Consider the following 21,180-nt stretch of genomic DNA (forward strand, 5'->3'; position numbering starts at 1 on the left):
AGCGGTATTGAAATCGCTTCTTTTAATGTTGGAACCGAAACTCAGCGGAAGTCATCAACCCCCAACAAAGTTCCTGGACGGCCTGAGCTTTGGCATCTGGGCGAGTCTCAATGTACGACCTCACATCGGCGATCTCTTCATTCGTGGGAATACGGGTCAATACGCTGAGGTACATTTCGCGAGCCAATGCATCGATGCTCTCTATGGCAATGAGATGTTCGGTCAGATTACCACCCCCTGGGATAAGCCAGGTGCGTAGTTCATTACCGTTAGCAGCAAACAGGGACTGATCGGGAGTCGCGAAAAAATCCCACTGAGGCTGACCTGCAGCGGCTCCGTAAAGAGTAACGAACTTATCGATAGTTCCCTGCAGAGAGGTCTTCAGAGCAGCATTGATTGCCGTTTGGCGTGCCTCTTGATCCTTTGCCGTTTGAGAAGAATCTTCCTTGACAGGCATTTCTTTATCGACTTTGGCGATGGCTGCTGATTGCAATCGTTTGTACTGTCCGGTGGCGATCAGCATGCTCATTGCGAATTGCTCGGGTGAAAGCGAATCCAAGCTGGCCACATGGGCTCTGGCAGTTGCACCATCAACGACTTCGCCCCAAATTGTATCGTGTGCAGAGTGCGCCTTGAGCAGGCTTTCCTGATTAGCCACCTGTTTCTGCGTGAGTTGCTTTCCCTGCTCCTGCAATGTTGCTAGTGATTGTTTGGCCTGTTCCACCTGCTTCGTCGATTCAACCAAAGTGGCCTGGAGCAGGTCCAGTTGTGTTTTCTGTTCTTTGACAGTGACTTGCGACTTCGTGACATCAGCAGTGATTCGCGTGAGGCTTTGTGAGAGCAATTCCACAGCTTCTTTGACTTTGGTGTCTTCCGGGATCGTCAGGCTGGTTTCTTTGGCCTTGCTGATGGATTCCGCCAGGGTCGAATGAAGTTTTTGAATCGCAACCATTTCCCTGGATGCGTCATCAAACACTTTCTGTTGGGACACAACTGCCGTCATTGCTTGCTTTTTCTGGGGCTCAAGTTCAGCGAGGTTTTGCTTTGCCTTGGTAATAGCAGCGACATTTGTAGCGAGATCCTGTTCTCCATTTGCAATCGCTTGTTTTAGCATAGCGATCTGCTGTGAGGATTCACCATAAGCGATGATGATCTCGAGGAACTGAACGTCACTGAGTGCCTGGTTCGCTTGATGACGAAGCGATTTGGCTTGTTCTCGCATCGAAAATAACTCGTCCCGCTTCACTCTTACTTCATCTTCATAGGGTACCCTGGATGAAATTGCCACATCAGCTGCGGTCGTTTTTTCCTTCAAAACATTCTCTGAGTCAACGAGCGCCTGACTCTCCCCCTTGATTGCTTCTTGCTGTTTCTGGAGCTCCACGGAATGCTCTGTAACGCGTTTCTGAATAATTTCCAGAGCCGTTGCTAATTCTTTGTCGTCCTTCAAGCTCTCGACGGCAGCAATTGTCGATTCCTGTGATTTCAAGAGTACCGCATATTTTATCTGACGATTCTCGATATCCTGCTGACGAGTCTTGACTTTGGACTCAGCTGCATCGCGAACTTTTTGTGCTTCGACCACTTGCTTCAATGCAGCAGCTTCGGCACCACTGAAAGGCTTGGCTACGGCAACAGCTTTATCAAGTTCTTCCAAAGCGGTCTGGACGCGTGAGTCTGCTTGAGCAGCCTGTTCGGAGGCTTTATTGGCAGTAGCCTTGGCTGCGTTAATTTGTTGTTTTGCATTTGCAATCGATGGCTGCATTTCTGGCAACTGGAACGACCGCTGATACGCTTCGGTCAGAACGAGTTCCCGTAGAAGCCATTTGATGTCGTAATTGGCAGAGACAAATTCTCGCGATAATAAATCAAGGACTTCGGGCTGTAACGGAGGGTTGTCCGAATGATGAAGATCGACGGGATGGACAATTCCTCGTCCAAACAGATGTGCCCAGAGTCGGTTGACAATGTTTCGATTAAAGGCTGGAGCCGGTGCCTCCAGGACAATTTTTGCAAGTTGCTCGCGTCGACTTATTGCAGGGACCGAACGAACGTTTTTCGCCGGAGCTACCGCATACTGTTCTGCAGGCTTCAGTGTCACCTCCACCAGTTCGTCTGCCTGTGGAGCACGCGGACCAATCACTCCCTCTCGCTCGGTGAAGACCGACTTGAAACTCGCTTCTCCGGTTGCCTGTTCGGCAATCAATGCAGGTTTTTTCTTGTCGGGTTGAAAGAGATTCGACCGCACAAAAAACGCTTGCAGACCGTAGTAGTCTTCTTGATGATAGTCATCAATGAGCGGATGATTGTGACACTGAGCACATTGAAGATCGACACCATAAAAAATACGACCGACATCACGGGTTAATAAATGTGGTTCAACATCCCGTTCCAGATAGAATGCAGAAGCAGACCGATTCTGTTCACTGGTCCCATCCGCTGAGAGGACTTCGCGTACGATCTCCAGATAAGATTGATTCTCGCGAAACGCAGATTCGAGATAGGACCGGAATTCTTCGCTTTTGACATGCTTCCCACCACGTCGCTCCATCAACATCACATCGAATACTATGGCCATGTGACGCGGATATTCGTCGGAAGATAGGAGCTGGTCAACAACAGCAGTTCGACGATCGGGTTTGCTGTCAGCCAGGAACACTTCAACTTCAGTCCTGTTAGGGATGCGTCCGATGAGGTCCAGGTACACTCGTCTGATGAATGTAAAATCGTCAGATTGATCTGCTATTGGACCAATCTTATCTTGACTGATGAGGTCGTCAACTTGCTTGTGTAGCGGCGTATTCTCGACAGATTCTTGCGCGTCAACTGGAGAAATAGCCAACGAGCAGACAAACAGGAGTAAGGGGACGACTCGACTCATCATGGGCAAGTTCACTTTGAGGAAGCAGTATCAGGAGGCTCTCGTCGCGGTTGATCTAACGAGACATCAACTAAGGTTGATGCCTTAAACACTAACTTCTAAAGCGATGGTCGTCAATTATAATTAAGGATTTCAAGCTTTTGGTCCCAATCGGTAGATACGTAGATGACCATCAGAACAAGCAACAGCCACGCGTTCCTCCTCTGGGTGCAGGTCGAGTGCCCGAGCGTTCTGTGGAAGTTTCAATTGAAACGCTGCCTCAGCTTCACCCGGTTTCCAGAACATCAAATTTCCGTTACTTCCACCGTGGGCTCCAATGATTGTTCCATCTGAATGAACCGCAGCCCCCCATGCGACGCCTTGAAGTTTTGGTTTTGATAAATACTCAATCAGTTGCTTTCCTTCTTTCCAATCAAATTCGACAACGGAAGGATTACCGACTCCTGCGAATGCATTGCTGACATTCGTAATGCCACTAGCGTACAATTTTGAACCATCGGCATTAAATAGCAGCGAACGGAAGCCACCGATTTGAGCTCGGAAGCCTTTGTCATACTTACTGAGTGATTCAGCGGTCCAGGCACGTTGTGGCACGCCAGTTTCGAGAGACCATTCGATGAGTTGCCCCATCAAATCGCCCGTGACAAGAGACTTGCCTTCGGGATGAAAGGCGACGTTGTAAATGTAGGAGGCATGTCGAATTGAGCCTTCGCTTCCTTCGGGTTGCCCATGAAATTCCTTAAAGCTCGTACCATCAGCAAGATTCCAGAGTCGGATAACACGGTCATTCCCTACCGAAGCCAGAAGCTTGCCATCTGGTGAGACAGCCAACGCGCGAATCCATCCCTCGTGTCCCTCAATGATTCGAATCGGTTCAGAGGACTCGGCTGTCGATGACCACCACATCAGGCGACCATCATACCCACCGGTGATCAGCGTTTCTCCATCATTCGAAAACGCAAGGCTCATGACCCAGGCATCGGTTTTGAATTCTGTCTTCGTGTCTTCCTTCCAATTCCAGCGCCAGACCTTGTAGTCCTCGGCACCGAAGAACACGTTTTCGCCTTTCGGAGAAAACCGGCATGACACCAGAGGGCTGGTGTGTTTATGATCAAATTCGATATGTGTCTTTGTAAAATCCATGGGGGTATTTTCCTCAGTGTCGTCAGTACATTCAACAAAGTTTTAAGAGAGTTACGTCAGTATTTCCCGAATTACGCGTCCATGCACATCGGTCAGTCGAAAGTCACGACCGGCATATCGGTACGTCAGACGTTCATGATCGAATCCCAGGGTGTGCAAGATTGTTGCGTGCAAATCATGGACACTCGTTGGGTTTTCGACTGCTTTAAAACCGAACTCATCAGTCGCTCCGTAAACGGTACCACCTTTAATTCCCCCGCCGGCCATCCAGACGCTGAATCCCCAGTGATTGTGATCACGCCCTAATTTCGATTCGCCACCGCCGGTGAGCTCAACCGTGGGAGTACGGCCGAATTCTCCCCCCCAGATGACCAAGGTATCTTCTAGCATTCCCCGCAGTTTGAGATCGGTCAATAAGGCAGCAATTGCAGGATCAAGTTGATCCGCCAATTTTCGATGATTATCTGCTATGTTGTCATGATTATCCCAAGGTTGCCCTGCTCCATGCCAAAGCTGCACATAGCGAACTCCCCGTTCCAGTAGACGACGTGCGATCAATGTTTGCCGTCCATGAACTCCGCTTCCATACATCTCTTGAATATGCTTCGGTTCCTGATTCAAATCAAAGACTTCGGCTGCCCCGATCTGCATTCGAAACGCAAGTTCATATGCGTGGATGCGCGCTTCCAGTCGATCATCATTGCGAATCTCTGCGTGTTTAAGATTCCAGCTTTGCAGAAGCTTTAACTGCTGCCGCTGATTCGCCGAAGAGATATGGGGATGCTCAATGTTTTCAATCAGTTTCGCCAGTTCTCGATGTTGTGAGTCAATATAAGTACCCTGATACGCTCCCGGCAAAAATCCAGCTTGCCAGTTTTCATTGTCTTTGATTGGCAAACCTCCCGGACACATAGCGACAAAGCCAGGCAGATTCTGGTTCTCACTTCCCAGGCCATACATCACCCAAGATCCAACACTTGGCCGTGCCTGAATCGAGTCTCCGCAATTCATGAGCATGAGCGATGGTTCATGATTAGGGACTTGAGCATACATTGAACGAATGACAGCAATGTCATCGATATGCTCAGCAGTACGAGAGAAAAGTTCGCTGACTTCGAGGCCCGATTCCCCATATTTCCGGAATTTGAAAGGCGATGGAAAAGCAGCTCCTGTTTTGCGTTCGGTTGTCAATGTGTTTGTCAGTAACTTTCCTGCATGTCTTGCCAGTTCGGGCTTATGATCAAAGGTGTCAACATGAGATGGTCCTCCATTTAAAAAGAAATGGATCACACGTTTGGCCGTTCCGGGAAAGTGTGGAAGCTGATTATGTTTTGAGTTACTCGAAGAGTCAGCAGCAAGCAGTCCATCGTGACTAAACAATGACTGAAGGCTCAATGCTCCCATTCCCAATGCCGAAGAACCAAGCATGTTTCGACGAGAGATTAATGAATCCATTTTCATTTCACTTTTCCTAAAGCCATTATGAAGTGGTTTTCAAGCATTGTTATCTATATCAGTCCACAAAGATGAATTCATTTGTGCAAAACAGGATATGAGCCAATTGTTCTTCAGGACTAAGGTGATTGATTGTATCAGTAGGGAAATCGAGTTTCGAATTCCAGATTGTATCATGTCCAATCTCCTGAATTGTGATTTCCCATAGAAACTGATCGCTGTTGAGAACTTCATCAATATCAACAATGAAGTCGATGGTTTCGTTCTCCTCAACCTGCAATTCTCTCACGTTGAGATCCATCTGCTTCTGATGACTTTTTACATTTTGCAAAGTGCCTGATTGCGAACTGACAACAAACGCACGGATACCATCGCCAGCTGCAGGTTCATTGATAAGAGCTGAGCTGACATCAATTGTCATTTTGCGAGGTGCCGTCCAACGACGGACTGCAGCATGTTCACGATTATTTCCAGGATGTCCTCCAACAGCTGTTAACTGAACCCAGCCTAACGTTGCATCCGGCCATGCGACTCCACCTTGCCAGGCGTTTCCAGTAAAATGCGGTAAGGGTGTGAAGCCAGTTGTTCGTCCTTGCTCTTCATCATATTGACCATACCCATACTGCCAGTTGGCTGTGGTTGGTCGCGTTATCGGCGTAGCAGGGAAGTCAGCTGATTCCATAAAACGAATTGCTTCGGCAAGTTCACGAGAATCAGGATTTCGCTGAAAGGCACGTTGGAACAATTGGTTCACGAATGCTTCAGGTTGGTCTGTATCAATATCTTTAACCAATAACTGGACTTGCTCCAGAACTAGTGGATGATTGAGTAGAAATAATGATTGTTGCGGAACTGTGGTTTCGCTGCGTTTGGGAATGTGTAAGTCTGGATTAGCGAAATCAAAGATGCGCAGCGTGCTCGGGAGATATTGTCGATCAATCTGACCATAGAGCGTGCGTCGATTAGGATATGGTGCTGAAAAGAGGTTGGCAGGTTTTCCTTTCAACGTAGGATCGAGTTGCCCCGAGGTAGAGAGCAGGGAGTCTCGAAATTCTTCGAAGTTCAAACGATGTCGGTTCATTCTCCACAACAGACGATTCTCAGGATCCAGTAATTGTGCCTTTTGATGAGACACTGATTCAGGGTTCACAAATGATGATTGTCGATAAGTATTTGAAGTCAAAATGAGTCGATGCAGTTTCTTCAGACTCCAGCCTTCCTTCATAAACCAGTTGCTCAGCCAATCAAGTAATTCAGGGTGTGAAGGCCGCTCGGCTCTCAGTCCAAAATCGCTAGGAGTTGTCACCAGTCCCTGGCCAAAATGATGCGTCCAGACTCGATTCACAATAACCCGTGCGGTAAGCGGGTTCTGTGGCGAAGTAATCATTTCGGCCAATTCGTAGCGACCGCTTCCCGTAGAAAAAGGCTGACGATCCGGTCCACTCAGTAAGGCCAAAAATTGCCGAGGAACATCATCTCCATAATTGACAGGATTCCCGCGTCGCAGGATTCGAGGGGGAAATTCAACTTGGGAGTCTTGCAGAATCAGCGAGTGGGCAACCTGCTCTTTCGAGTTAATGATCCAGCGATCGACTTCGCCTTGTAGTTTCCAGAGTGCATTGATGGTTCCCGAATCGAAAAAGGTTTCGATGTGGACCAGCGGTTGATCAGGAATTTCGCAGGGGGCATTCGGTCCATACAGTATTGCAAGGAGCTGTTCTTCAGCTTCATTATCCACGCCAGTATTTGGCTGTTCCTGTGATAGATATTTGTCGTCGATCGTCTTCAGGACTGCAGCGTACCGATCTATCACCTCTGAGAATGAAACGGGTGGTGTTTGAAATGCATCTCGGATGAGCGGGTTCAGCTGCGTATCGGTCAGAGTGTTGATTTGCCTGGTGATGACGTCCGATTGTTCGGCAAACTGTTCGACAGGAATCTGACGATAAAGATGCCAGGCCACAAAAACGGGCTCCTGAGAACGCTGCGACTGATGCAGCCAGGCCTGCCAGCGGCGTACGAATGCAGGTAGCAGGTCGCTCTTTTCAAAGACCTGGTCGAAACCTTGTGCAGGATACTTTTCGAGTTCCAATTGTGCTTGAAGGTAATCCCCCAGGCGATTACGAGACCGCTGGAAAGACTCTTCTCGACTTGCCTGCAACTTCTCTGCTAAAGCCTGCTGGCGTTTGTTCAACTCGGTTTCATATTCCACTGATTGTTTTTCGACTTCCAGCCGAACCAGCTTTTCCTCACTACTGGCAAAAACTCCATACAGTGAATAGTAATCGGCAGTGGGAATAGGATCGTATTTGTGATCATGACAACGAGCACAGGCAACGGTTAATCCCATGGTCCCTCGACACAATGTGTCGATACGGTCGTCGATTATGTCCCAGGGCACTCCCAGAAAACGTCGGCCAAGGGTAAGGAACCCCATGGCTGCTAAATCCTGTCTGCTACGTTCCTCAACTTGATCCCCGGCAATCTGGAGTTTTAAGAACTGGTCATATGGTAGATCACGATTCAACGCGTCGACTACCCAGTCACGATAGCTCCAGGCATGAACCCAGAAACGTTCTTCACGGGCGTAAACATAGCCTTTTGTGTCTGAATATCTGGCAACATCCAACCAGTGCCGAGCCCAATGCTCTCCGTAGTGTGAAGAGGCAAGCAACTCGTTAACGAATCGATCTAAGGCTTCGGGTTGGTTACTGTTTTCTAGCTTCATCACCTGCTCTAACGTAGGTGGCAAGCCGGTTAGTGTGTATGCGACTCTTCGAGCAAGAGTCCGTTGATCTGCCTGAGCGGACGGCATAAGTTGCGAATCCTCCAGCCGTTTCAGGACAAAGGCGTCAATGGGATTTGCTCTCCCGTTTTCTGAGCTCATATGAGGAATCTTCGGATGGCTTACAGGTTGAAAGGCCCAATGACTCTTTGCACGCATCGCATCCGCAGAAAGCAAGGGAGCCTGTTCGGGCCATGGAGCGCCCAATTCTACCCAAGTGGAAATGGAATCGATTTCCTTCTTCGTCAGGGGATCATCTGGAGGCATCGCCACTTCATCTGATCGAATTACGGCTTGCAACAGTAAACTTGCCTGCGGATGATCAAGATTCAACGCAGCCCCGGAATCACCACCGTCCAACAAGGCCTGCCGAGATTCAAGACTCAAGCCACCCGAATGTTTGGCCCCGGTATGGCACGCGCTGCATTTCTCAAACAGAATCGGGCGAATCTCACTTTCAAAGAAAGTTTCGCCCTGTTCATCAGCCCAGACAGGAATGACATAAAGCAAACTCAAAAGGATCACTGCTACGTCAGATGGGTATCGCTTCATATCTGCTCCAATCCCCTCACCTGGAAGTCATTTCTTAATCCCTGTCGCCAGAGGTGAATTCCAAACTTGTCCTGTCTGCAATACTTCATACTAACAGTATCGTGGATGACGGGAATCAATCTTGCAACTATCACTCGTAAATATGATGTTCCAAACTCGTTCTGTACTCACAATATTGCTTGTCACGATCTCGACAGCATTTCGTGAAAACCCTGCAGTATCCCAGACTCGGAAGTTCACGAGAGTACGAGGGAGGTAAAAGGCGACGGATTGCAAGAATCTGTTCATCAATCAGATAGAAATTGTCCAAGAGCCATTCGCAAGCAGACTCAACCCTACTATCCAAGGCATCCGCTACGGTCAGAATATCATAAGTCTCAATTAAAAGACTACCGTTTTCTGCAAGTCGTGGAAGAAGCTTGTCATGCTCCGGGAGATTGGTGAGTTGATGCAACTTCGCAAGAGACTTCGCATGTCTCTTCAACTGCTCCACATTGAAAAGCTCCGCTCGCTAAGGAGGATCAACTGAGCCAGTGGAGCCCACTGAACACGGCTTTCGCCAAGAAGTCCACAAGCAGAACAGGGCGATTACGATCGCCTGGGCGAATTGAAGATGCCCTGCTCTTTGGATTCCTTACGGACATCACCTACTGGGCCACTATTGTCATGGACTTTGTGGAGGTACTCATCTCAGGCAGCATCAGCAACGATCCGATAAAAAATCCAATTGCACCCAGTAGCGTAAACGTTGTGGACAGAGTTGCGGCATCGATATTCGCTGGCCCCGGCAAAAAGATACCGAAAACAGCCGAGATCATAAAGCCCACGCAACCCAACAGGTTCGTGAAGACAACCCACCAGGAAACATCTTTTGGATTCCAGGCCCAATATGCGTGACAGATTTCGATGAAGGCCAGATATCCTGACGCAAGAAACAGAATTGAACCAAATATATTCGGCACCCAGATCAGGAGGTTTGATTCAAACCAGTCAAGCGAAGGTAGAGTCGCGTCGAATGTGTTAAAGTTGAATAGAATCGTTCCGATAAATTGCAATGCACTGCTCAGCCATCCGATATCACCCGGTCGCCAACCCAAAATGTTAAGCCGCCTGGAGGAACCAGAATTTTCATCAGTCGATTCACCTGCATTGGCGGCTTGAAATAACTGGAGATATGCGGCAGTAGTAAAAGGTATCGAACCAGCAAAAAAGATCGTGTTGATCTGCAACGAATCAAGGGACCAGACAGTTGCCAGTTTTGGTGATAAGCACAACACACTCCCGATTATAAACAAAAGCGAACCAATCGCGAAGATAACGCCAATCCACCAATTCAGTTCTTGAGGCTTCCACAAGCAGCAAAGTAACGAATTGCCATTCGCAATTGTCTTGAGCGCCACTGGTCGAACCAGTCCCTTACGGTGGTGACGAGAGCTCCAGTTATATCTCGATTGATCGGCAGCCCTGTATGCTCTCCAGGTAACAAACGGCCAAGGCCCTTTAGTTTCCACGCACTCCAAACTGGATGATTGAATGTTGTTGCTTTGTTCGGACTGCTCATCCATATTTTTCTCGGGCGGATTTCAGGTCAGTCTGTTGCTTCACCAAAACGTTTGACAGACAACGTGAGGCTCCTGGCAATGCCAATATCGGTCGAGAACTCTTCGCGGACAAAATAGCGACAGTTGCGCAAAGAGTATCCGCTCACATTCTTGGAAATTTTCCGTTAATGATGAAAACCGGAAGCCTCCGCAGGCGTCATCGGAGTGAGAACGGGATGTTGCTGAAAGTGTTCCAGCGTTCGTTTCATGTCCTCGACCAACAGTGCTCCCAAATCCCGACTGACACCCTGTCGCACCAAAATCCGCTGAATCGATAACTCTTGCATATTGGCGGGCAAAGAATAGGCGGGAACCTGCCAACCGCGACTTCGCAGGCGATCGGCCATGTCGTACAGGCTGAATCCTGCGTTGGCATCTTCCTTCATTTTCCAGCAAACTGCCGGAATACCTGCGTCCATTTCTCCGTTGTAGATCACCTCAAATGGCCCGAGCTTTTCGATTTCACTCGCGATGTACTGCGCCGTCTCATAGCAAGCGCTGTGAATCTTGCGATAGCCTTCCTTACCCAGTCGGAGGAAATTGTAATATTGACAGACAACCTGTCCGCCCGGTCGCGAGAAATTCAGCGCGATGTCGCGCATATTGCCGCCCAGGTAGTTCACCCAAAAGATCAATTCCTCCGGCAGATCTGTGGACTCACGCCAAATCACCCAGCCGACGCCCAATGGCGAGAGACCGAATTTGTGACCCGATGCGTTGATCGATTTGACACGTGGAATGCGAAAATCCCAGACGAGATCTGGAGAGCAGAAGGGCGCCAGAAAACCGCCACTCGCCGCATCAACGTGCATCCGAATGTCCAGCCCTGTCTCCTCTTCCAACTGGTCTAAAGCGTCTGCGACCGCCTTCACCGGCTCGTACTGGCACGTGAAGGTGACACCTAAAGTGGGCACAACACCAATTGTATTTTCGTCGACCCGGCTGAGAACTTCTTCGGGAGTCATAATGAGCCGATCGTGCTCCATGGGGATCTCGCGATGTTCAATGTCCCAATATCGCGTGAATTTGTGCCAGCATATTTGGACGGGACCGGTAACCAGATTCGGCTTGTCGATTGGCTTACCGGCTGCCTTTCGCTTGGCTTCCCAGGCACGCTTCATCGCCATACCGCCCAGCATCGCGGCTTCGCTGGAACCGGTCGTCGAACAACCGATCGTGTTGGCGCCGGCTGGCGAGTTCCACAGATCGGCAAGCATATGGACGCAGCGGGCCTCGAGTTCCGCGGTCTGCGGATATTCGTCCTTATCGACCATGTTCTTGTCTAAGCAATCATTCATCAACTGTTGGACTTCCGGCTCGGCCCAGGTTTGGCAGAATGTGGCCAGATTTTGGCGAGAATTACCGTCCAGCATCAGTTCGTCGTGCACGACAGCATAGGCATGGCGTGGGTTTTGTTCCGAGGTGGGAAACTTGTATTTTGGCATGCTGACAGAAAGATCGACAGACGCGTACACATCATCTTCGATACTATCGCGTACGGAGTCTTTGTCATGTAACGGCATGAATTGTCCTTTGAGTAACGAGAGAATAGCAATGAGCAGGTAACGTCAAACACTCTTGCTTCTTTTGCACTATACATTAACGCAAGAGTTTTCTCACGCCCCCTTCACGCGATTTGGCTCTCCTGGCATCGGTTGCGACAGAAAGACTGCGAACTATCCATGTGTAATAATACCCATGGCAATGGTGCAATTATCGAAGGCCAAAAACGTGTCGTTGCCCGACAACTTCTCGTCCATCACCATAAATACGATGCTGACCTGGCACGAGGATCGAACCAGCAGAGCGCAGGATCTCATCTTCTTCATTCAGATCTATAAATACTGAGATATTATCTCTTTACGAAGCAATTCCCCACTTTCAGCATCTCATTAAAGCGATCACAGTGCGATTCGATAAGGATAAAAACTGACAGATATCAGGTTGACCTCTGTTCGCTTGAGGGTCCGTCGATTGCAGACGTTATACTCATACTTATTCTATGAGCTTCTTCACCAGCACCTTCGCAGCGGGTTGCCATTTGTCTGACGTTTCACACCCGAAAGCAGTCACCATCTTCCAGGTGCCGTTGAAATCCTTTGGGACTGTTTGGTTCTGGAATACTCTCAAATAATATTTTCGGTATGTGTTAGGAACGTTCCATATTGTTGAGATGCTTTCTGTTTCCTCAGGGACTTCAAGAATCCGTGAAACTGCAAATTGACCGCTGTTTGGCTCATAAACTGAGAGCCAGTCAACGGCTCTGTTGATATAGAAAAGACGAGAAACGTTATCATCATCCAGAAGTGGCTGATAAATGTCGTCGTCAGGTTGGTCATCGTTCCCTGCGATAAGTTCGGAAACCGTTGGCGTCCACGCATGCATAAAGTGATAAACGAGACTGAGGGGAGTTTCAACGTTCGTCTTGATCGTCGTCGTTTCATAAAGACAATTGCCTTTGATCTCGATGATGTTTGTGAGTAAGAAGCCACGAATCTTTGATTCTCGCACGAAGCGAAATGATTCTCCTTTGAGTTTCGCCTCCGGAGTGGTGAGTTCTTTGCCGTCCAAGAAGAAGGAGAGCGACTGCAAGTCTTCCGGCTCATTTTCAAGATGTGCCGTTCCAATGAAGCCAATTTCAGGATAACGGAAGACAGTCCCATACGCACTTCGTTCAGTTGTCATCGGTGTTCCGCGAAAATCAATTCGACCAGGAGTCCATTGTGTCGATTGTCGCAGGAGGATTGTCACCTCTCCACATTCCACTGTGATCGACGGCAAGTCTGGTCCAATGTTTGGTCGAAAGTCCTCAGCCGATGCACTCGCAGCAGTTGAGAACAGGATGAATGCAAATATGGTTTTCATCATTTTAATAGCGATCTATTGCAAGATAATTATCGGCGGGTGGCGGGGCGCTCTCGAAGAGAAGCCCCCGAATCGTTGAACTTCCGGGGGCTTCCGCTGAAGCGGAGCGCCCCCGCCACCCCGGAGGTTCTGTTCAAGATGTTACAGGAAATCCGGTTTCCAATTGGAACAGGGTTTAGCTGCCAGCATGATTACTTATCGGGCTGCATTGAGCAGTCCCGATTCATCGTCAAGGACAGTGAGATCCCCTGAAGCTTAATGAAGTAGTCTTCCATTGCTCCGGTGGGAGAGTTTTCCAGAGTACATATTCTAAATGACAGTAAGAGATTATTGGACAGTTGGCTAACGATTGAAACAGAAAATGAATAGTCATCGGTTAGCACGCCCCGGAACGACCGCGCCCTTCGCTTCGTTTTGGGGCGTGTTACCCACGATGTCGCTCACAGAATTCGTATCATTCTGTCCCCATATTTGAGTTGTTCCATGCAGATCAGACACTGCCTGACGCACTCCTGTCTAAGAATTGATCGCAATGATGATGGATAAACAATAGCAAGCATTTGCACTTAACAACACATTGACATAAGACAAAAACGATGAACTGTTGAGCGGAAATGCTCAATATAAGAGCAACTCGCAAAATATTGTTATCTCCTGATATCATAAGTGCCATAAATCTCAGCCAAAATCAGCAATTTTTGGCCATAACTTTGATGGTACGGGATTTGCTTCATTAATAATTCCAATTAAAGTCTTTTCGTCTCATTCGAGACAATACCATGTTGTTCGAATCAGAGACGGTTTTCTTTTTGATTTCTTCCTTCTTTATCTTTTGCCTTGGCTACAGCTTTGGCGTATGGAGTACTTAGATGCTGAAACGACGTGGATTCACCCTGATCGAACTTTTGGTCGTGATCGCAATCATTGCCATTCTGGTGGCCCTGTTGCTGCCAGCAGTGCAACAAGCCCGCGAAGCCGCCCGACGGTCGTCCTGTAAAAACAATTTGAAACAGATTGGCTTGGCATTACACAACTACCACGATGTACACAGCGTTTTCCCCCCTGCCGTCATTCATGCAGGCCTGGACGATTGTCAAGAGTTCATGCAACAGGGCGGTCAGATTCTCAATCACACTTGCTACCAGATGTTGCTTCCTTTTCTCGAGCAGGGTTCACTTTACGATTTGTACAACTTTAGCTTGCCAAGCGGTACGGGTAGGCACAGCGGGTGTGACGCGACAATCGGTTCTTACACGATCACTTCGGCAACTACCCGTCAATTTAATATTGTGAATTCTCAAATTCCGGTCTTTCGCTGCCCTTCCGATCCGGGTGCTGATGTAGGCACAGGCAGCGCCGGTGGCACATATGATTCCCTGGGTGCTTACCGTACAAGTTATGGCGTCGTTGCCCATACAAATGGAGCAGGCTGGAGTGGAACATGGAGATCGGCTACAAGTTCCTCGAAAGGTGCACTCGGCCCCAACGGTTCTGCGAAAATGCGGGATCTGGTAGATGGCACCAGCAATACGATGATCTTTATCGAAACACCACTCATCAAAACTTCCACGAGCTACGGTCCTTTCTGGAACAATGCGAGTTGGACGTTTTTTATACAGCCAGGTAATGCAAGTTATGCGTTGAATGTCCCTTATAACTCTTCCAGTCCTCTCTCTTACGCTTGGGGATCAGGAAGTTTTCATACCGGTGGCGGACAAATGGTGATGGGCGATGGCTCTGTTCGCTTTTTAAGTGAAAACGCGAATCTGGCTACCGTTCAGGCGCTGATCTCTGTCAATGGTGGCGAAGTAATTGGCGAACTGTAACGCATTAAGATTTTCACAAAATCAGTCAGGGTAACAGTCAATTTCGTCTGTTACTTTGATTTTTCATTCACATGATATCTCGTGTTATCATGCTACCGTATACTTAAACTGGAACAGTTACAGGTAACCAATGAATAGCGTGCGTCAGACATCTCTTAGCTTATTTGCCCGAATCAGCATGATTTGTGGATTAGTTGCTTTCACCGGATGTGGAGGAAGTGGCGACCCGATTCCGATGCTGGTTCCCGTCACCGGCATGGTCGAATATCTGGGTAAACCACTCGCAGGAGCGGCTGTTTCTTTTTCACCGCAGCAAGCAGCGGAAACTGGAAGCCAACGCACTTCGCTCGGCAGGACAGACGAAAATGGCGTTTTTACGCTGATGTACAATGCCGACTACGAAGGGGCGATCATCGGTTCGCATATCGTCCGGATCAGCAAACTGGAAGGAACCGATGAAGAGCCGGGTGGCGAAATGCTGCCCTCAAAATACAACGCTCAGTCAACACTCACAGAAACCGTTTCTGCCGATGGTACGAATGATTTCTTTTTTCAGTTGAAAAAATAATTCGTTTTTTTCAACTGCTGACAGTTATTTTCTCAGGCATCTGACGGCTTGGCGTACGACGCACTTTAGGTTGAAACCGTACCAACTTTTAAATACGTTGATCGGCCTCATTTTTCTTTTGAGAAATAACCTGACGGTTCCCTTGGAGAACCTGTAGCGGAATCGATTTTGGAATCTCACCATGATTCGGCACGCCGACAAGGAACTGGGCAGGCGGCAATTGCAGGACTGACCTGCGGACTCGTCGTTTGGTTTTACCTTACCTCTCTTTTCCACTCCTGTTCACCGACAATTCTTCCCCGGTTCTGCACCAGGTTAAGCAACTAAGCATTATCTGCACCGATCCATCCTCTGCCTGGTGGCTCGGAATGAATATTATTGATTTTTAAGCAATTCCATTGCTTCAGGGTTCGTCGCTTATTACCTGTAATCAACTCAACGATAACAATCATCCCGTCTGTATCGTTTGCAATCTTTGAGAAATGAGAAGGTTGAAGCCTTAACATTTTTATTCACATCAGAGATCTGTTATTCTCACTCATTAATCAATGTCTGATTGAGTGATCCATTTCGCACCAATGGAAGTGCAATTCGAATCGGAAAACATGTTTCTGGTCGGGACGAAAGAACAGCCGAAAGATTTCAATAACGGCTTCGTCAGTTACGCATTCTATCTTGGTCAAATGACGCTCTAGGATTCAGTACGATCCCCATTTGATGGCATTGATGAATTCACCAGACGATTAAGAAGTACTGCCGTTCCGACTGAGGCACACCTTCGCATAAGCGATCAGAAAAATATGACACACGACTGGATAAGACTCTTGTGCTGTACGAATCCGACATGATAGACGGAAACGGCCACAAGAAAGATAACCTGCCAATTGTAATGGCTGGTGCTGGTTCAGGAGTGATCACTCCTGAACCTCAATTACATATCAACTCTCCGATACCGCTTGCAATTCTGTTGTTTTCAATCTCTCAAGTCTTCGATGTTGAGGGTGTTGACCACAACAGCAACAGCGTCGGCACGATTTCAGAATTGACTCCCTGATGAAGTTTGCTGTCATTATTATTGTGCAGTCTCTCTTCTGTTCGGTCTGTTTTGCGCAATCCTCAAACTGGCCTCAAGCAAGTGGACCGGAAGGAAACTATCAACACTCACAGGGCAAAGCGGCCATAAGCTGGAGTGTCACTCGCAACGAGAATATTCGTTGGAAGACAACCCTCCCTGAAGGAGGGCAAAGTTCTCCAATTGTGTGGGGAAATTACCTCTTCATAACAATCAACGAACCTTGGCCAGTTGACTCACCTCAACCCGCTCAAGGGGCCAATGCCGTCGGGTATTGCCTGAATTCAAAGACCGGTGAAATACTCTGGTCAATCAATCTTCCCGGCACGAATCCCCTCAAATATGCAGGAATTTTCAGTGATTCCACTTCCCCATCACCTGTGACAGACGGCAGGCATGTCTGGTTCTTTAACGCCAGTGGCATGATGGGGTGCTGGGACTTCGATGGTCGGGAAGTCTGGTCCAGAAAATGGGCACCAAGGACAAGACATCACAGCCGCCAATTCGAACCAATCCTCTATGAAGACACGCTACTCTACGTGGAAGTCCTAAATAAGGAGGGAGCCGATGTCGGCATGCACGGGAAGTTTCCTCCTGGAACTGATCTCAAACAGTACTGGACCTGTCTGCATGCTTACGACAAACTCACTGGTCAACTGAAATGGACTGATCAGTCTGGGACTTCGATCCACAATACGCCGACCATGGGAATACTACGAGATGGGCGAAAAGCCATTTTACATGGTCGTGGAGGGGGACATGCTCCGCTGGAAATGCCATACGGCATGAGTCTTACCGCTCTGGATGGACCACGAACTGGTGAAGAAATCTGGAATTATGAAATCCCTAAAGGAAGTGCTCACTACACGTCACCATGGAATGAAACCTATTGCTGCTGGTTTCACGGAAATCAACATCTGGTTCTCGACACCCAGACAGGCCAACTCCTCCGATCGCAAACGCTTGATCAGAATGTCAGTCTTTGCCGCTTCGACCGCGAGGTCGGCGAATACATAACGGAATCAGACACCTCCCTGAAAATCAATCGCAGACCTGCCGAAACTCCCACAACAAAAATGGCGAATTTGCTTGTAGGATCGTACCATTATTTTTTGACTCACGAGTCGCATTGCATCGGACGTATCGATGTCGAAACTGGTCATGTGGAATATCTCGAAGTCCCCTTGCAAGTGGTTCGAAATGTTCATGGTTCAGAAGAATATCTCTGGGACAAAGCCTTGCTCAACGATTCGCTGAACTCGCGCGGCGTCGATATCGGAAAAGTCGATGCACGCTCCAAAGGAACGGGCTGGGGACATGTTTCAGCAGCCACCCCCATTGCCATTGGTGATTGCATTTACTTCACGACAATGCTCGGGATAACGTATGTGCTCGACAGAAACGCCAAGAGACTCGATCAGAACGCACTCCTCTCCATCAACGATCTCGGACCAGCAGGCCAGACCTGGTCACTGACGCAACCGACATTCGCAAACGGCTGTCTGTACACCCGCACTATGAAAGAAGTGATTTGCATAGAGCTTGGAGAATGAGAAATTCGATGCCCTTTCCAGTCCGAACGATATCGCTACTTGCGATTTTCCTGATGTTGTTTTCAGGGTGCGATCAGAGTGCTCAAACTGATAAGGCCGCCTATCCACAGCGTCCCATCAAACTGATTGTTCCTTTCGCAGCAGGGGGAGGTAGTGATACATTCGCCCGCATCCTTCAGAAAGCGATTGAAGACTACAATCTGCTTCCTGAACCACTTGTGATTATTAACGTGCCGGGTGCGGGTGGAACCGTGGGAAGCAGACGTGTGAAGAATGCACGTCCTGATGGGTACACTCTGTTGTTACTGCATGAGGGAATTCTCACCTCTCAAAGTGCTGGACTTGCCAATTTCGGTCCCGATGCCTTTGAGCCCCTCTGTGGAACCGGCCGTACTGGCATGGTGATCTGCGTGGCTGGCGATTCTCCATTTCACACATTGCAGGACCTCGTCGAGAAAGCGGCAAGCGAGCCGGAAACGCTGTTGTTCTCGTGCAGTCTTGGCTCCCCCAGCCACTTTGCAGGATTGATGATTGAAAACGCCGCTCCGGGAAGCCAGTTTCGCTATGTTCAATCTGGTGGGGGTGCGAAACGGTTTGCTGGTCTGCAGGGTGGCCATGCGGATGTCACTGCCTTATCGATGGCCGAATACATTCAGTTCAGAGATTCGGGTTTGAAAGCTCTGGCATTATTGGGAGAGGAACGTGATGCAACCGCTCCAGATTTGATGACTGCAACCGAACAGGGTTTCGACGTGATTTCCAGTAATATGCAATTCTGGTGGGCTCCCAAAGGCACATCAATAGACAAAATGGAATCCATGACGAATGTGATTCAGCAGGCGATGCAAACGCCTGAAGTGAAATCAAGATTGAGTCAGCTGCAAATCGAGCCAATCGTCCTCACTGGCAATGCACTTCAGGCAAATCTGGCAGATCGCACCGTTCGCATCCAAAGAGTTTCGCAGAGACCGACCATTGCCTTACCAAACGTTCCATTGATGATCTTCGCTGCCGTCGCTGCTCTCACTCTCTATGTTCTCTCTCAATCTTTCCTGTCCCGGCGAGTTGCAAAAATCGAAAGTGACAGTGAGCCTGCATCTGTTGCACCTCCATGGAAGTTGGCGATCACAATTGCTTTATTGACCTGTCTGTATGTCCTGTTCATGCAATTCGAATGGGTTGGATATCAACTGGCGACGATGGGGTATGTGATTGTGACTGGTCTGCTGCTGACACACCTCAATCTCAAATCTGTTACGAGTATGGTAGGACTGGCTTTGATGTTGAGCATTGGCTTACACTACATTTTCACTCAGATTTTTATTATCGACCTCCCCTAGCGCTCACGGAGATCTGCTCCTTTCATGTTTGAATTCGCAGGCAATCTGCTGTCTCTGCAAGCCATTGGGCTGATGATGCTGGGAACGTCTCTCGGAGTTATGGTCGGGGCCATCCCCGGCTTGACTGGCGCGATGCTGATTGCACTTTCATTGCCATTGACGTTTTCTATGTCGGGTAGTGACGCCCTCGTTTTACTGGTTTCGATGTATGTCGGTTCGGTGAGTGGCGGACTGATCACCGCGACGCTGTTACGAATTCCGGGGACTCCGGCCTCGATGATGACGACACTGGACGGCTACCCGATGGCTCAGGCAGGGCGCCCCGGGAGAGCACTCGGACTGGGAGTTGCCGCGTCCTTAATGGGAGGAATCATTTCCTGGTGCTTCCTGATTCTCCTCTCGGGTCCGCTGGCTGAATTCTCGTTACAGCTTGGCCCGTTTGAATTCTTTTCTCTGGTTTTGATGGCGATGGTTTTGATTGCCTCGATCAGTGGAGAGTCGTTATCGAAAGGTCTGCTGGCAGGGTTCCTGGGAATTTTAACAGCGATGCCCGGTGCATCACCCGCGACAGGACACACGCGACTGACTTTCGGATTTCATGAACTCAATGATGGTTTCAAGTTGTTGCCAGTTTTGATTGGACTGTTTGCAGTCAATCAAATCTTCTCCGAAATTTTGAAGATTCATCAACCCACTCAAAAGCTGGTCGTTTCTACAGAGGGTATTTTTCTGACCTTGAATGATTGGCGAAAGCATTTTCTGAACATGTTACGCTCATCCGTGATCGGAACGTTTATTGGAATACTGCCAGGAATCGGAGCCAATATCGGTTCTGTCATTGCCTATTCGGCGGCGAAGAACAGTTCCAAGAATCCGCAGGAGTTTGGACAGGGAGCAGAAGCGGGCATCATCGCCTCGGAAGCCGCCAATAATGCGACAGTTGGCGGCGCGTTGATTCCCCTCATCGCGTTAGGCATTCCGGGGAGTGTCATCGATGCAATCTTGCTGGGAGCCTTCGTGATTCATGGATTACAACCGGGGCCCCTCTTGTTTGAACAAAATCCGGAAGTCGTTTATACCATCATGGGGACAATGTTATTCGCCAACATATTTATGTTCGCGTTCATGCTCTGTACTCTCAAATGGTTATCGAAACTTGCGGAAGTTCCCCCGGCTTTTCTCGTCCCTGTGATACTCACCTTTTGTGTGGTCGGTTCATATGCCTTAGCAAATCGAATGTTTGATGTCTGGGTTATGCTTGGTTTTGGAATCGTCGGATTCCTGATGGAAAAAGCCAAACTTCCGCTAGCTCCGTTTGTCATCGGATTTGTGCTCGCTCCCATTGGGGAAGAACATCTCTGCGAAGGCCTCATGCAGACAGCAGGCAGTTATTGGCCACTGTTCACTCGTCCGATCTCGTTGTTATTTACAAGTTGTGCCCTCACCCTGCTCTGCTGGTCACTCTGGAAACACAGTCGCAGACGCAATATTGAGAGCCCAGCATCGATAATTCAGAATTCAGAGTCCGCGTAATTTCAG

The 21,180-nt window shown here is 48.7% G+C and carries 13 protein-coding genes; 6 read left to right on the forward strand and 7 right to left on the reverse strand.

What is annotated here, in order from left to right:
• Window positions 1–22: 22 nt before the first annotated feature.
• The 7 genes from Pan54_RS11920 to Pan54_RS11950 all read right to left on the reverse strand — a co-directional run bounded on the left by Pan54_RS11920 (window position 23) and on the right by Pan54_RS11950 (window position 13,285).
• Window positions 23–2,884, reverse strand: a complete 2,862-nt coding sequence (locus tag Pan54_RS11920) for a DUF1549 domain-containing protein (RefSeq protein WP_146503693.1) — start codon at window positions 2,882–2,884, stop codon at window positions 23–25.
• A gap of 129 nt (window positions 2,885–3,013) precedes the next feature.
• Window positions 3,014–4,024, reverse strand: coding sequence for a WD40 repeat domain-containing protein (locus tag Pan54_RS11925; protein WP_146503694.1), 1,011 nt, complete (start codon window positions 4,022–4,024; stop codon window positions 3,014–3,016).
• Window positions 4,025–4,075: 51 nt separating this feature from the next.
• On the reverse strand, window positions 4,076–5,485 hold the full coding sequence (locus tag Pan54_RS11930) for a DUF1501 domain-containing protein (RefSeq protein ID WP_146503695.1): 1,410 nt from the start codon (window positions 5,483–5,485) through the stop codon (window positions 4,076–4,078).
• Between the two features lie 52 nt (window positions 5,486–5,537).
• Window positions 5,538–8,816 carry a PSD1 and planctomycete cytochrome C domain-containing protein gene (locus tag Pan54_RS11935; RefSeq protein ID WP_146503696.1) on the reverse strand — a complete coding sequence of 1,093 codons (3,279 nt, stop codon included), beginning with the start codon at window positions 8,814–8,816 and terminating at the stop codon, window positions 5,538–5,540.
• 647 nt (window positions 8,817–9,463) lie between these two features.
• Window positions 9,464–10,216 carry a hypothetical protein gene (locus Pan54_RS11940; protein ID WP_207310123.1) on the reverse strand — a complete coding sequence of 251 codons (753 nt, stop codon included), beginning with the start codon at window positions 10,214–10,216 and terminating at the stop codon, window positions 9,464–9,466.
• 326 nt (window positions 10,217–10,542) lie between these two features.
• Window positions 10,543–11,940 (reverse strand): glutamate decarboxylase, encoded by a 1,398-nt coding sequence (locus tag Pan54_RS11945; protein ID WP_146503698.1) that lies wholly within the window; start codon window positions 11,938–11,940, stop codon window positions 10,543–10,545.
• A gap of 472 nt (window positions 11,941–12,412) precedes the next feature.
• Complete coding sequence (locus Pan54_RS11950) at window positions 12,413–13,285, reverse strand: hypothetical protein (RefSeq protein ID WP_146503699.1); 873 nt, start codon at window positions 13,283–13,285, stop codon at window positions 12,413–12,415.
• Between the two features lie 866 nt (window positions 13,286–14,151).
• On the opposite strand from Pan54_RS11950, the gene Pan54_RS11955 reads away from it, so the two are divergent.
• From Pan54_RS11955 to Pan54_RS11980, 6 genes are all read left to right on the forward strand, one after another.
• Window positions 14,152–15,108 (forward strand): DUF1559 domain-containing protein, encoded by a 957-nt coding sequence (locus Pan54_RS11955; RefSeq protein ID WP_146503700.1) that lies wholly within the window; start codon window positions 14,152–14,154, stop codon window positions 15,106–15,108.
• A gap of 178 nt (window positions 15,109–15,286) precedes the next feature.
• Window positions 15,287–15,676, forward strand: coding sequence for a hypothetical protein (locus tag Pan54_RS11960; RefSeq protein ID WP_146503701.1), 390 nt, complete (start codon window positions 15,287–15,289; stop codon window positions 15,674–15,676).
• Between the two features lie 844 nt (window positions 15,677–16,520).
• Window positions 16,521–16,730, forward strand: coding sequence for a hypothetical protein (locus Pan54_RS11965; RefSeq protein ID WP_146503702.1), 210 nt, complete (start codon window positions 16,521–16,523; stop codon window positions 16,728–16,730).
• Complete coding sequence (locus tag Pan54_RS11970; RefSeq protein WP_146503703.1) at window positions 16,730–18,301, forward strand: outer membrane protein assembly factor BamB family protein; 1,572 nt, start codon at window positions 16,730–16,732, stop codon at window positions 18,299–18,301. The genes Pan54_RS11965 and Pan54_RS11970 overlap by 1 nt, the downstream gene beginning before the upstream one ends.
• Before the next feature lie 8 nt (window positions 18,302–18,309).
• The gene (locus Pan54_RS11975) at window positions 18,310–19,641 is read left to right on the forward strand and encodes a tripartite tricarboxylate transporter substrate binding protein (RefSeq protein WP_165441745.1); all 1,332 of its coding nucleotides are present in this window, start codon (window positions 18,310–18,312) and stop codon (window positions 19,639–19,641) included.
• Between the two features lie 24 nt (window positions 19,642–19,665).
• Window positions 19,666–21,174: a tripartite tricarboxylate transporter permease gene (locus Pan54_RS11980; protein ID WP_146503705.1), complete on the forward strand. Its 1,509-nt coding sequence runs from the start codon at window positions 19,666–19,668 to the stop codon at window positions 21,172–21,174.
• The last annotated feature ends 6 nt before the right edge of the window (window positions 21,175–21,180 follow it).

Origin of the sequence: Rubinisphaera italica, assembly GCF_007859715.1 — a bacterium.
Classification (GTDB): domain Bacteria; phylum Planctomycetota; class Planctomycetia; order Planctomycetales; family Planctomycetaceae; genus Rubinisphaera; species Rubinisphaera italica.

What these genes read in the sequence shown, in the direction of transcription:
- Pan54_RS11970 (WP_146503703.1), top strand. Translation starts at nt 16,730, where the DNA reads ATGAAGTTTGCTGTCATTATTATTGTGCAGTCTCTCTTCTGTTCGGTC.
- Pan54_RS11965 (WP_146503702.1), top strand. Translation starts at nt 16,521, where the DNA reads ATGATAGACGGAAACGGCCACAAGAAAGATAACCTGCCAATTGTAATG.
- Pan54_RS11960 (WP_146503701.1), top strand. Translation starts at nt 15,287, where the DNA reads ATGATTTGTGGATTAGTTGCTTTCACCGGATGTGGAGGAAGTGGCGAC.
- Pan54_RS11935 (WP_146503696.1), bottom strand. Translation starts at nt 8,816, where the DNA reads ATGAAGCGATACCCATCTGACGTAGCAGTGATCCTTTTGAGTTTGCTT.
- Pan54_RS11945 (WP_146503698.1), bottom strand. Translation starts at nt 11,940, where the DNA reads ATGCCGTTACATGACAAAGACTCCGTACGCGATAGTATCGAAGATGAT.
- Pan54_RS11975 (WP_165441745.1), top strand. Translation starts at nt 18,310, where the DNA reads ATGCCCTTTCCAGTCCGAACGATATCGCTACTTGCGATTTTCCTGATG.
- Pan54_RS11930 (WP_146503695.1), bottom strand. Translation starts at nt 5,485, where the DNA reads ATGAAAATGGATTCATTAATCTCTCGTCGAAACATGCTTGGTTCTTCG.
- Pan54_RS11955 (WP_146503700.1), top strand. Translation starts at nt 14,152, where the DNA reads ATGCTGAAACGACGTGGATTCACCCTGATCGAACTTTTGGTCGTGATC.
- Pan54_RS11920 (WP_146503693.1), bottom strand. Translation starts at nt 2,884, where the DNA reads ATGATGAGTCGAGTCGTCCCCTTACTCCTGTTTGTCTGCTCGTTGGCT.
- Pan54_RS11925 (WP_146503694.1), bottom strand. Translation starts at nt 4,024, where the DNA reads ATGGATTTTACAAAGACACATATCGAATTTGATCATAAACACACCAGC.
- Pan54_RS11980 (WP_146503705.1), top strand. Translation starts at nt 19,666, where the DNA reads ATGTTTGAATTCGCAGGCAATCTGCTGTCTCTGCAAGCCATTGGGCTG.
- Pan54_RS11950 (WP_146503699.1), bottom strand. Translation starts at nt 13,285, where the DNA reads ATGATGAAAACCATATTTGCATTCATCCTGTTCTCAACTGCTGCGAGT.